Origin of the sequence: Curtobacterium sp. MCLR17_054 (assembly GCF_003234335.2) — a bacterium.
Classification (GTDB): Bacteria; Actinomycetota; Actinomycetes; order Actinomycetales; family Microbacteriaceae; genus Curtobacterium; species Curtobacterium flaccumfaciens.
Genome location: NZ_CP126263.1, coordinates 3,488,333 through 3,500,382 on the forward strand (window position 1 = coordinate 3,488,333; position 12,050 = coordinate 3,500,382).

Annotated in this window: 12 protein-coding genes; 10 read left to right on the forward strand and 2 right to left on the reverse strand. The window is 69.9% G+C overall.

The features are described from left to right. Position 1: 1 nt before the first annotated feature. Positions 2-610 carry a hypothetical protein gene (locus tag DEJ08_RS16535; protein WP_071404663.1) on the forward strand — a complete coding sequence of 203 codons (609 nt, stop codon included), beginning with the start codon at positions 2-4 and terminating at the stop codon, positions 608-610. Continuing rightward, positions 610-1,221, forward strand: coding sequence for an FHA domain-containing protein (locus tag DEJ08_RS16540; RefSeq protein WP_111054131.1), 612 nt, complete (start codon positions 610-612; stop codon positions 1,219-1,221). Before DEJ08_RS16535 ends, DEJ08_RS16540 begins: the two co-directional genes overlap by 1 nt. Positions 1,222-1,299: 78 nt before the next feature. Here DEJ08_RS16540 and DEJ08_RS16545 read toward each other — a convergent pair whose 3' ends face one another. Continuing rightward, complete coding sequence (locus DEJ08_RS16545) at positions 1,300-5,715, reverse strand: FtsK/SpoIIIE domain-containing protein (protein WP_111054132.1); 4,416 nt, start codon at positions 5,713-5,715, stop codon at positions 1,300-1,302. Positions 5,716-5,822: 107 nt separating this feature from the next. Between DEJ08_RS16545 and DEJ08_RS16550 the strand changes: the two genes are divergently transcribed. From DEJ08_RS16550 to DEJ08_RS16585, 8 genes are all read left to right on the forward strand, one after another. Continuing rightward, a complete protein-coding gene (locus DEJ08_RS16550) occupies positions 5,823-6,119 on the forward strand; it encodes a WXG100 family type VII secretion target (RefSeq protein WP_071404660.1) in 297 nt (98 codons plus the stop codon). A 107-nt stretch (positions 6,120-6,226) separates the two neighbouring features. Then, on the forward strand, positions 6,227-6,556 hold the full coding sequence (locus tag DEJ08_RS16555) for a DUF6507 family protein (RefSeq protein ID WP_128780490.1): 330 nt from the start codon (positions 6,227-6,229) through the stop codon (positions 6,554-6,556). Positions 6,557-6,558: 2 nt separating this feature from the next. Then, entirely contained in the window at positions 6,559-8,142 is a 1,584-nt protein-coding gene (locus tag DEJ08_RS16560) for a WXG100 family type VII secretion target (RefSeq protein ID WP_146248649.1), read from the forward strand. A gap of 28 nt (positions 8,143-8,170) precedes the next feature. Then, positions 8,171-8,524, forward strand: a complete 354-nt coding sequence (locus DEJ08_RS16565; RefSeq protein WP_111046500.1) for an SseB family protein — start codon at positions 8,171-8,173, stop codon at positions 8,522-8,524. 733 nt (positions 8,525-9,257) lie between these two features. Beyond that, entirely contained in the window at positions 9,258-9,614 is a 357-nt protein-coding gene (locus DEJ08_RS16570; RefSeq protein WP_146248434.1) for a hypothetical protein, read from the forward strand. A gap of 2 nt (positions 9,615-9,616) precedes the next feature. Then, positions 9,617-10,201, forward strand: a complete 585-nt coding sequence (locus DEJ08_RS16575; RefSeq protein ID WP_111046498.1) for a hypothetical protein — start codon at positions 9,617-9,619, stop codon at positions 10,199-10,201. 121 nt (positions 10,202-10,322) lie between these two features. Next, positions 10,323-10,733: a hypothetical protein gene (locus DEJ08_RS16580; RefSeq protein ID WP_146248433.1), complete on the forward strand. Its 411-nt coding sequence runs from the start codon at positions 10,323-10,325 to the stop codon at positions 10,731-10,733. 68 nt (positions 10,734-10,801) lie between these two features. Next, positions 10,802-11,440, forward strand: coding sequence for a pyridoxal 5'-phosphate synthase (locus DEJ08_RS16585; protein WP_111046496.1), 639 nt, complete (start codon positions 10,802-10,804; stop codon positions 11,438-11,440). A 16-nt stretch (positions 11,441-11,456) separates the two neighbouring features. On the opposite strand, the gene DEJ08_RS16590 is transcribed toward DEJ08_RS16585, so the two are convergent. Continuing rightward, a complete protein-coding gene (locus DEJ08_RS16590; protein ID WP_146248432.1) occupies positions 11,457-12,047 on the reverse strand; it encodes a hypothetical protein in 591 nt (196 codons plus the stop codon). Between the last annotated feature and the right edge of the window lie 3 nt (positions 12,048-12,050).

Genomic DNA, 12,050 nt, shown 5'->3' on the forward strand with positions numbered 1-12,050 from the left:
CATGTCGGTCGACCACTTCGCCATCACGGTCCCGCGGTCCTGGTTCGAGCTCCCGGTCGAACCGGAACGCCGCGACGACCGGATCAGCGCCCTCGTGCAGGAACGCATCGAGGACCACCGGGAACTGTGGGACCACCGCACCGAGATCGTCCGGGTGCTCCGCCGGTTCGCCCGCTCGGCGTGGGACAGCGGCGCGCGGTACTGCGCCGCGTTCGCCGAGCCGAGCGAGGACGGCATCGTCTCCGGTGCCCTCACCGTGACGGTCCTGCCCGCGCCCGAGGCCGGCGGCGACCCGCTCGCCGCGCTCACCGACCACGTCGCAGCACTCGGCGGTGACGACGACGGCATGCACGTCGACGTGCACGAGGTCCCCCGCGTCGGCCGGGTGCCGCGCGTCTGGGGTGTCTCGACGGTGCAGGCACCGGACGGCCGCGGGTCGTTCGACGTCGTGCTCATGCAGACGTTCGTGCCCGCCGGCGACCAGGTCGCCCTGGTCAGCGTCTCGTCGCCCGCGACCGACCTGGCCGAGCCCCTGTACGAACTGTTCGAGACCGTGACCGACACCTTCGAGCTCATCGACTCCGCCGCGGTCGGCAGCGAGGCGTCCTGATGCGCCTCTGGCCGTTCCGGAAGAAGCGCAAGGTCGTCGAACCCGTCGTCGAGCGGGTCGGCGAGCGTGACCTGGCACAGATGGCCCAGCGCGGCGAGCTCGCCCGGTCGGTCACCACACCGCCCCCGGCTCCGCGTGCGAGTGCCGACCGGGTCCGGGCGACCGTGGCGCAGCTGCCCGGCCGACCGCTCGGATCGTCCGGCGGAACCACCGCCCGTCGTGACGCCGCCCCCGCCCGCCAGGCAGCGGCTGCCGTGCTCGTCCTCGACGGCGCCCAGCGGGTGACCGTGTCGGGCGGCGGGCTGATCGGCCGTGACCCCGCGAGCGCCCACCCGGACGGCGGACACGCCCACATGATCGCTCTGGAGGACCCGGAGCGGCTGCTCAGCCGCACCCACCTGGAGTTCGGGTTCGGCGCCGAGGGCTCCCTCTGGGTGCTCGACACCGCGTCGGCGAACGGCGTCGAGCTGCAGCGTCCGGGGTTCCCCGCGGCGATGCTCGTGCCGTCGCAGCGCACGACCGTGCAGCCCGGCGACACCGTGGTGTTCGGCGGGCACACGCTCCGCGCCGAACCCGCCGTCGGACTCGTCAGCGAGACGCCGCTGGGCTGAGCAGGCCCCGGACCGGCCAGGCTCCGGGCTGCGCAGGCTCCGGCTCCACCCCCGAGGCCGGCGCCCCCGCGGCCGGCGCTAGTCGCCCGCCGGTACCTGCACGAGTCGGAGCGCCTGGTCGGCGTCGTTCAGCAGCGCCCGACCCGCGACGCGGTCCTGGGTCACCAGGCTCTTCGACAGCTTCGTGCCGATCAGGTCGCCGTCGACGGTGCTGAGCGGCGCGAGGAGCATGCCCCGACGGGCCTTCTTCGCGTCGACCTGCCAGCCGCGGAACCCGCTCGCCACGCCCTCGACGTCACCGGCCAGGACGAGCCCGACCGAACGACCCCGGTCGGAGTCCATGATCGCCCGGAACACCGGTTCGGCCGGCGACTCCTTCAGAGCCTCGGCATCGTCGACCAGCACGAGCGTGAAGCCGTCCGAGCCGGTGTCGATCGCGGCGGACAGCCCCTCGGCCCCGATGGCGCCGTCGGTCACGACCGTGACGCGAGGGGCTCCGTCGAGTGCTCGGAGCGGGGACTCCCGCGGTGTCACCGCGACGACCGACCCACCCGCCGACAGCACGTGGCGGGCCATCGCGACGAGCGCGGTGCTCTTGCCCGAGCGGGGGCTGCCGCCGACGATGAAGACCGGGGTGTCCTGCACGAAGTCGTGCGTGAACAGCCGGAGCTCGTCGCCGCCGACACCGAGTGCGACCCGGCCGACCGATGCCTCGGCCGACGGCAGGTACCGCACGGCGTCCGCGAAGGTGATGGAGCGCGGGAGCACGTCGATCCGGAACGGCTTCGGCGCGTCCGCCGGCACGTGCGCACGGACCTCGTCACCGATGCCCCGCAGCGCGGCGGCCTGGTCGCGGCCCCCGAGGCCGCCGGGCAACACGGCGACCTGGGTCTCCGTCGCCGTGGCGTTGCGGAACCCGCGCCCGGGTGGGATCGACTCCGGCAGCTTCTTGCCGTTGATGCCCTCGTAGTTGTAGTCGCCACGGTCGGCCAGGGCGAGCAGCAGCTTCCGCTCCACCTGGCTCGACATCCGGCCGGACGTCAGGGTGCGGTCGCCGGAGACGACCAGGTGCACGCCGACGCCGACGCCCTCGCGCAGCAGGGTCTGGACGGCGTCGTGCAGCGCACCGTTCTCGGCGTCCGCCAGGGTCGCCATGAAGCTCTCCCACTGGTCGAGGAACACGACGATGTGCGGCATCGGCACGGTGCCCGCGTCGGTCCGCTGTTCGGCGATCGACGAGTACCCGCCGGCGGCGAAGGCGGCCTGGCGCTCCTGCACCGTGCGGAGCAGGATGCCGAGCAGCCGCGAGACCCGGTCGGGTTCGTGCCGCTGCACCACGGCACCGCAGTGCGGCAGCGCCCCGAGGGCCAACAGCGCACCGTTGCCGCAGTCGATCCCGTACATGTGCACGTCGCCGACGCCGAGCCGCAGGGCCATCGCCCCCGCCAGGGTGCGGAGCGTCTGGCTGCGACCCGAGCGCGGCGAGCCGATGACGAAAAGGTGACCGTCCGCGTCGAGGTCGAACACCGCCGGGCGCTGCCGCTGGTCACCCGGGTGGTCCTCGACGCCCCAGGCGACCGCCAGCGGTGCCAGGTCGCCGGTGCCGGTCGCCTCGACGTCGTCGAGCCCGACGACCTCGCCGAGCGGCGGCAACCAGGGCTTCCGCTGCTCGGGGGTGCCGAGGGCGCGGGTGGCGTCGTCGATCGACGCGACGAGGACGCTCAGGTCGGTGACCTCCACGTCGCTGGCCGCGGCCTCGACGGCAGCCGGGCGGGGGGCTGGATCGCTGTACGAGGCGAACGTGAGCTCGCGGACCAGGGCGGGGCGGGCCTCCTGGTCGTCCGAGCCGGGCCGGCGCCCACCCACACGACCGGACTGGAACGGCAGCAGCGAGGCAGCGCCGAGCCGCACGTAGGCGCGTCCCGGGGTCGACTTCGCGATCCGCGCGGCGTCGTTCGCGCCGATGACGTCCTGGCTCTCCGACTGGTCGGTGACGCGCAGCGCGATCCGGAGGTTCGTGTTCGCGCGGATCTCGGGCGACACGACACCGCCCGGTCGCTGCGTGGCGAGGATCAGGTGGATGCCGAGCGAACGACCGCGCTGGGCGATGTTCACCAGGCCCTTGACGAAGTCGGGCAGCTCGCGGGCGAGCGAGGCGAACTCGTCGATGACGATGAGCAGCCGCGGCAGGCTCGGGATCGTGTCCCCGTTCGCCGCGCGCTTGGCCTGGAGGTCCTGGTAGTCCTCCAGGTCCTTCGCCCCGACCTCGGCGAGGGCGTGCTCGCGGGTGCGGAGCTCGGCGCCGAGCGACTCGAGCGCGCGCTCGACCTGGTGCGTGTCGAGGTCGGTGACCATGCCGACCGTGTGCGGAAGGTCGACGCAGTCCTTGAAGGCCGCACCGCCCTTGTAGTCGACGAGCACGAAGTTCATCTCGTCCGGACGGTTCGCCACGGCGAGGGACGCCACGATCGTCTGCAGCAGCTCGGACTTGCCGGAACCGGTGGTCCCGGCGACCAGGCCGTGCGGGCCGTCGTTCCGCAGGTCGATCGCGAACGGCCCGTCGATCGACGCCCCCACCACGGCGGTGGTACTGCGGCCTCCGAGCAGCCAGCGTGCCTGCACGGCCTCGGACGTCGGCGGTTCGAGCTGGAGCACGTCGAGCAGCCGGGCGGACGACGGGATGGCGCCGTCCTGCACGTCCGGGCTGGCGTCGACGATCGGCGACAGCGACCGGGCGACCCACTCGAGCCAGTCCTGGTCGACCAGGTCGGGGCGTGCGTCGTCGATGCGCTCACTGCGCTGCTGGGTGACCCGCACCCGGTCGTCGCGGACGACCACCACGGCGTCGCACTCCTCGGGCAGGAGCCGCTCGTCCAGGTCGAGGCAGATGCTGAACACCCCGACCGACGGCCCCTCCTTGAGCACCTGCACGAGCGAGGGCATCGCGCGGAGCCGGCGCGCGCCGTCCATCACGACGACGATCTCGTCGGCCGGCGGGGTCTTCTTGCCGATCCCGGCTTCCTTGCGGGCGTCGATGATCGCGGCGAGCTCGGCGATCGCCCGCGCGGTCGACGCGGCGTTCGAGGCGATGCTCGTCATCGGCTGGTCCGCACCGTCGCGGCGGACGTGCGGCAGCCAGGACATCCACTCCCACAGCGACGTGCGCGTGGTGTCGGTGAGCAGCGTGAAGGTGACGTCCTTCGGACTCTGCAGCGTCGCGAGCTGCGCGACCACCCAGTTCGCGAGTCGTCGGGCGTCGTCGTCCGGACCGGCGATGCCGATCACGCCGCGCTCGGCCAGGCGGATGCGCACCGGCACGTCCGTCGCGTCCCACGCGACGGTCCGCTTGTGGGACAGCTGCTCCGGGTCCTCGATGGTCACCTCTGAGCGCTGCGTCGCCGTGCCGACGCGGACCAGCAGGTGGTCCGGGTCCGTCCGGCGTCGCTCCCACAGGCGCGGCAGGGGCGTGACCGCCGTCTCGTAGACGGCGGCGGGGTCCGGCGCGCTCGCGATCCAGCGTGCACGTTCGGACTGGAGGCTCTCGGTCGCGTCCGCCTCGATCCGCGCCTTGGTGTCCTCGTACTCCACGACGCGTTGTCGGTACGTCTTCTTGCCCTGCCGGCGGCCCTGGAGGCCCGTGATGATCATCAGGATCGGCGACAGCAGGGCGATGAGCAGGTAGATCCAGCGACCGGTGGTCGACACGAACATGACCGCCATGCCCATCGGCGCCAGCGCCATCAGGATGGGGAGCGCCCGGGCCGGGGGCTCGGTCGGCGGCGGGGGCAGCTGGTAGCGGGTGTGCTCGTCCGGCGGCAGGATGCGCGGCGGCCGGTTGTACTCGAGCGACATGCCGTCGTCCGCCAGGGACAGGTGGGCGCCGCGGTTCGGGGCGCGGCCGAAGCCGAGCAGGACCCCGCCGACCGCGAGCTGTGCGGTCTCGGGCCAGTCGGTCTCCTCGGTGACCGGCTCGCCGTCCAGCAGCGCCCCGGAGTAGCCGTTCGCCGGGCGCACCTTCGCGCCGTCGGCCGTCACCGTGACGAGCAGGGCGATCTCCGGCACCGTGTCGGACCCCGACGCCTCGGCCTCGACCTCGTCCGTGGTGCTCACCGGTACCCGCACGTGCGCGGACGGCGACGTACCGATGGTCACCGTGCCGGTGCTGACCCGCACGATCGTCCCCGCGTGCAGCCCGGACACGATCCGGACCTCGGCGTCGGTCAGCGGGCGGAGCGGCGGCGGCGGCACCTGTTCGAGGCTCCGGCGCACCACCACGCCCTCGCGGACGCCCGACTCGGCGACCGACGCCGAGAGGTCGAGCGGCTGTTCCCCGACGAAGTACACGGGGGTCCGGCCGGAGGCGACGACGTCCGTGGCGATGAGGCGCTCGGCCTCGGCCACCAGCTCGCGCACCGCCCGGGAGTCGTCGCCGTCCACGTAGACGTTCGCGGTCTGGCCGCTCTCGCGGTCGACCATCGTGAACGTGAAGGTCATGGCATTCCCCCGTAGCGTTGACTTCGTGTCGCAGGACGATGGTAGTGTCCCCTGCAACACGCCCCGTTGGGGGGACAAACGAAACTCCGGGGAAAGGGAGTCACACCGTGGCGAACATCAACGTCTCGTACGCAGACCTCGAGGCAGCAGCCTCCGACCTCAAGGCGGGCCAGGCAGACATCGAAGACCGTCTGTCGGCACTGCAGCGCAAGATCCAGCAGCTCATCTCGGACGGCTACGTCACCGACAAGTCGTCGGTCGCGTTCGGCGAGTCCTACGACGAGTTCAACCGTGGCGTGACCCAGACGGTCCAGGGGCTCGAAGGCCTCTCCACGTTCCTCTCCAAGGCCTCGCAGACCCTGTCCGAGACGGACGAGTCGCTGGCCTCCGGCCTCAAGGGCTGACACCGTCGTCGACCCCGTGCCCCGCGATCGCGTGGGGCACGGGGTCGTCGCGGTTCCTGTGGCGCCGTCCTGACGGCGCCGGTTCGTGATCGGGGAGGGATTGTTCCGTGGCAGGCAAACTGCTGGTTGACCTGATGGGGCTCGGGGAGCTCCAGAACGACCTGACGACCGTGCACAGCACGCTCGAGCAGGCGCACAAGCGTGTCGACGCGTCCGACGACGAGATCGGTTCGGGGACGGTGCAGAACGCTCTGCACGACTTCGACCACCGCTGGGGCGACAAGCGGGACAAGATCAGCGAGTCGACGAAGGCGTTGGCGGACATGCTGAGCTCGTCCATCGAGACCTACACCGAGACCGACGAGCAGCTGGCACAGGCCCTGCAGGTCAACGACGAGAACGGCGGCGGCGGACCCGCTGCCTCGAGGGCGCAGTAGTCATGGGGCGGCCGTCGGGGTGGGACGTTGTCGATCAGGGTGATGATCCGGTCAAGGGTGATCCGTCGACGTTGCGGATGATGGCGCGGGAGTACCAGCGCATCTCCGACGCGGCCGATGACGCCTCGACGCGGCTGAAGTCGGTGAAGGGCTCCGGGTGGCTGACCGACTGGGAGGGGGAGGCCGCTGATGTGTTCGTCGACGCGATCGAGGACACCCCGTCGGACCTGACGAAGCTCGTCGATTCGTACGAACTCGCCGCGACGGCGTTGTCGGGGTGGGCTGACACGGTCGATGACACCCAGTACCGGGCTGATGGTGCGTTGGCGGACGCGAAGGACGCCACCGGGGACCTCGCCGCGGCGCAGGACCGGTTGGCGGATGCGCAGTCGACGTTGTCGCACTACGAGTCCGCGTCGAAGGACCTGTCGAAGGTCGCCGACAAGTACCCGGCGGGTTCCGACGTGCCGGACGGGGTGGATGTTCCCTCGCCGGCGCAGTTGCGGGCAGCGTCCGACAACGCGTCCGTCGCGCAGGGGTCCGTGAGCTCGGCGCAGGGGGACATCTCGGCGGCGCAGTCGCGGATCGATGCGGCGAAGCGGCTCGTGGCGGATGCGAAGGGTGATTGGCAGGACGCGGAGCAGCGGACCGCGACGAAGATCGGTGAAGCAGCGGACGCGGGCCTCGGGAAGCAGTCCACGTGGGACAAGATCTTCGGGTCCGAGGCGTGGGAGACCATCGTGTCGGTGGCGAAGGTCGTTGTGGCGGTGGGTGGGATCATCGCGATGATCATCCCGGGGCCGTGGACGTTGATCATCGCGGCGATCGCGCTCGTGGTGTTGGCGGACACGTTGTACAAGATGAGCAAGGGCGAAGCCGACGGGTGGGACCTTGCGTTCTCCCTGCTCGACTGCGTCCCCGCAGGCGGCGCGGTCGCCGCTGCAGCTCGAACCGCGCGTCTTGCTGAGGGAGCGACCAAGCTCGCAGCACTCTCCAACACTGCTGCGCGCGTCGTCGGAGCGGGGCAGAGAGCGATCACGGGCATCCGAGGTCTGAACACGGCGCTGAAGACCAAGGCATCCGTCGTGATCGAGCGCATGACTCAGGCGTTCCAGAAGGGCGAGCGCGAGCGTGCGTCAGTCGAGGGGATGGGGCACTCCTACTTCGACGCAACGAGCTACCACGCCTACTACGAAGCCGGCGACAGCACCATCGGCGCTCCCGGCGGGCCTTTCTTCCTCATGCCGGAAGAGGACGCTCTGCAGTACGTGCACAACCCCATCGATGCCATGGTGCAGACAGGCTTGGCCCCCTCTGTACGCCAGGCTGTGATGCACAATGAGCCTGTGTACGGGATTCGGTTCCCTCTGGAAGGAACCTCCCCCCGGCTCCCTTCGGCAGCGGATGCTGGTGGGAACCTCAACTACACGCCCGGGGGGCACACCGCCGTGGCGTTCGAGGAAGGGCACATGATCAACGAGACACGCGAGTTCGTGATCGACGGTGGTCGCCCAGTTCCGGCAGGGTCTGAGGTGTTCCAGCTCATGGACAACGGAGAACGAATGGTGGTCCGCCGCTTTGGATGAAGCTGCCCAGGTAGAACCCCGCAACCGGTTGGAACAGCTGATCCTTGAGGGACGGGCCGGGCGAGCGGACCAGTTTGTCGTGGCGGACGCGGTATGGAACACGCCGATTGCGGTGTCGTCAGCGACTCCCGCCAAGGGTTTCGAGGATCTCGCACCCGTGCTGTTCGACCGTGACGGAACCCCGATGGTGGCGGCGTTCTCCGATCCAAGCCGGATCGGTGAGGTCGGGGAGAAGGCCGGCTACTTCTTGCTCATGACGGGCGGGGAGCTTTTCCGCCGACTGCGCCCCGAGTTCGGCGTCGTCCTGAATCCTCGGACGTTCGAACTCGGCATGGAATTCCTGCCTACCTCCATTGCTGACTACATCCGGCGGCTGGGTTGAGGCCAGCGGCCGGACTCATCGAGCCAGGGTGCTCCGTCTGCACCGCGGCGACGCAACGTCACGGCCGCGTCGAGCTCTCCATCGGGGTGAGTCGGGTGCAGCAGAGTGAGTACTTCCGCTGCGTGGCTTGCGATACCTACTGGAGCCTGTACGACCGATCACTCGTCGTCGTTGGGGAAGAAGACATCCCTGACGACCTCCAGACATCCTGGCGCGATGACGACGGTAACCTCCGCGAAGCACCGCTCCCGCCCTACGTTCCTTTCGCGCGACACGCCGAACTACCTGCGGAGATCACCACCAGTACCCCGGTCCATGTCAAGAACTCGGGCGACACTACCGATCTCCCCTTCACGCACGACCTCGTCCGCGAGATCCCGGCCGGCCCACTTGCGTCCCGGATCGCCCTCTGCCTAGTACTTGCTCGCTTGGCGGATGTCTTGTCTTCCCCCAGCGATACTGCCCAGGTGCCGCGGACCTTCCAGCGAGTCGAGTACGTCGACACTCTTGGTCACCTGCATGTTGGATACGGGGCTCGTCTGGATGGGAGAGCTCGATTCGAAGACGTTGCGCCGCGAGTTCGCTTCCCGACGTTCGGGCGGAACGTTTACTCCGCGACACCTCGTAATCATGTGAGCGACCCCGATTCCGGAATGCTGGTGAGAATCGGGCCAGGGGCCGACCTCGATCTCCCCGGAAGCCCGTTCAACGCCCTGCTCCTGAGCGGCGAATCGTGACCGCAAGTCCCGTTGCTGATGCCGATGCCGATGCCGATGCCGATGCGCATCGATACCCATCGTGCACCGCCACGCGCGACAGCAGGTCCTCGACCGATCGCGGGGAGTGCCAGATGATCCGCGAGTGCCTGCCGAACGTGCTCGTGGTGGGGCATGCCGTGAATCGAGAGTTCGCCGACGACGGACGACTGGTCGTCGACATTGTGCTCAGCCGAGCACGACCCCAGGAGGCGCGCTCGTGCACCCGGGCATCCCCTTCGTCCATGCCCTGCGGCTCGGTGAGTGACATGACGACCTACGAATTGACGGAGTCGATGCAAAGCGAAACGCGCCCGTTCTACACGGATCACTGATCTTGGAACGTATCCCCGCGGTAGCTGTCCCCGACACGCTCCACCTCGCAGTGGACTCAAGCGGCGAGCGCGTCACCGAACCGTACGACCGGGGCGTCATGGTGGAGTTCGCCTACTCCATCGCAGGCGATCGGCCCGCTGGGCGGGGCACGTCCACTCGGCAGGTGAGCCGTCAATCACTCATCGACGATGAGACCGGCGGTCGGTACATCGTCCAAGTCGACGCAGCAGCTGATCGCTTCGAGGGGCTCCCAGTCGTGGACAGACCCATTCGTCATCATGGGCTCCTGCCGATCCCGACCCGCGCAGTTCATGCACTGCCGATCACAGCGGTCCAGGGGATCTGGGCCGAGATCGTCCGCGACACGGCACGACCGCAGTCGGCCTGGCGGTTGTTCGAGTCTGCTTCCCGTCCAACGCTGAACCTGGTGATCGACCGCGATCCTGACGAGTGGCGGGCGCGGGCGACCACGGCGCTGGGGCGGAGGCCACACCCGGAGATAACGGTCGTCGAGGACCTGGACGAAGTTCCGCGAATCTGGCGCAAGGCCGCCCGTGATCTCGTGGCCGCCGAGGTGAGCGCTTGACGCCCTCCACGTTCGAGCGCCGACGACGCGCAAGCTGGAGACGGATTGTCGATCTCGGCTTGTGGGTGCTCGGGACGGAAGACGGTGCGCGCCGTGGTCTCGCTGCGGCTCGGTGCGTGACATGACGACCTACGAACGAACCGCTCACAGGAACGGCACGAGCGCGCCGGCGACCGTGATCGTCGAGATGGACCTGACGAACCCCGACCATCAGGTGCGCTACACCGTGACCGTGTTGCTGCTGGGCGCACAGCACACGGCCACGGCGTACGACGCCTTCGAGGCACTGAGCCTGGTGCGCGAGGCGCTCGACGACGAGGGCTGGCTCCTGGGCGTGCAGGGGGCCCGCGTCGACGTGTGGCCGAGTGGGATGGCGCGACAGCAGGGCGGTGGCATGCGGGCGTACCGACTCCGCCGCGGTCGTCGGCCTCGGTTCAAGGACCTCGTCGACGTGTTCGCCCCGGCCGACGAACACCTCGGCACCGTGCAGGCGCAACGCGCGTTCGTCGCAGCGAAGTTCCCCGACGCCTGACCGGGTGCCGGCGACGACCGTCCGTGACTCCCTGAACACCGAGCCCCCGCGCACGGTTGGGTGGGTACATGTCCTCTGCCCCGCTCTCCGGTGACGACTCCCTGCACCTGCCCGAGTTCGACAACCCGCCAGCGTCTCCGCTCGACCTCGCTCGCGAGTGGCTGTCCGCAGCGAAGGACCGGGAGGTCTCCGAGCCGCTCTCGATGACCCTCGCCACGGCCGGTGCCGACGGCCGCGTGTCCGCTCGCACCGTCGACGTGAAGCGCATCGAGGCGGGCGGACTGGTCTTCGGGACGTCAGAGGACAGCCCGAAGGGCCGGCAGCTCGCCGAGAACCCGCACGCAGCCCTGCAGGCGTACTGGCGCGAGACGATGCAGCAGCTCCGGTTCGAAGGCCACGTCGTCCGGCTGTCGGACGCCGAGTCCGACGCCCTGTTCGCGGACCGCTCCCCGAAGTCACGCGCCGCGACGGCCATCGCCGATCAGTCCGCCGTGCTCGAGCCCCGCACCCTGCAGGACCTGATCGACGACGCGAACGACCTGCTCGACGACTCCGGCGAGGACGTCCCGCGACCTGCACGATGGGTTGCCTGGCGGCTCGAGCCCGACATCGTGGAGTTCTGGCACGGCAGCCGTGACCGCATGCACCGACGACTGCAGTACGCACTCGCCGAGGGCGCCTGGACGGCCACACGCCTCCAGCCCTGAGGCCGACGGCCGGCGTTCAGTCCCTGGACCACCACGTCGGCTGAGCGGGTTCAACTCGGACCGTGAGCGATCGAGCATCGTTCGATCGTTCCGCGATGACGAAGTGGCTCTCCGCTGGGTCGACGGTACCGATCCGCCACACCGGCCACGAGTGCGGCCCGAGTTTGGGATCGAACCACGGCGCGGGCCCGTTGTCGTCCTCGCGCAACGCGCGCCGGACGCTCTTCGGATCGACCTCCGGGAATCCCCCGGCGCGCGCTGCCGCGATCATGCGCTCTGCTGCGGCATCGACGGCGGCGGACCGTTCCGCCCGTGGGTTCCGGGTGATCCAGTAGGCGGCGAGGTACCCGATCACCACGAGGCCGATCGCCGCAAGGGTCACGACCCACAGTCCAGCCTCGGGATCGACCGTGGGGATGCGATCGATGCCGGAGACCCCGACGATGGACCCCAGGACGCCGAGCACCCATCCGATGCCCGCGACGCGTTCGGCACGTTGCGACGCTCGAGCGAGGACGCAGCGTGCCTCGGCGACGTCCTCGATCGCAACCGAGATCGCCCCCACACCCGTGCCAGCACCGGTCTCCATCGGACCAGTCTCGCTCACGCC

What these genes read in the sequence shown, in the direction of transcription:
- DEJ08_RS16535 (WP_071404663.1), top strand. Translation starts at nt 2, where the DNA reads ATGTCGGTCGACCACTTCGCCATCACGGTCCCGCGGTCCTGGTTCGAG.
- DEJ08_RS16560 (WP_146248649.1), top strand. Translation starts at nt 6,559, where the DNA reads ATGGGGCGGCCGTCGGGGTGGGACGTTGTCGATCAGGGTGATGATCCG.
- DEJ08_RS16585 (WP_111046496.1), top strand. Translation starts at nt 10,802, where the DNA reads ATGTCCTCTGCCCCGCTCTCCGGTGACGACTCCCTGCACCTGCCCGAG.
- DEJ08_RS16540 (WP_111054131.1), top strand. Translation starts at nt 610, where the DNA reads ATGCGCCTCTGGCCGTTCCGGAAGAAGCGCAAGGTCGTCGAACCCGTC.
- DEJ08_RS16545 (WP_111054132.1), bottom strand. Translation starts at nt 5,715, where the DNA reads ATGACCTTCACGTTCACGATGGTCGACCGCGAGAGCGGCCAGACCGCG.
- DEJ08_RS16580 (WP_146248433.1), top strand. Translation starts at nt 10,323, where the DNA reads ATGACGACCTACGAACGAACCGCTCACAGGAACGGCACGAGCGCGCCG.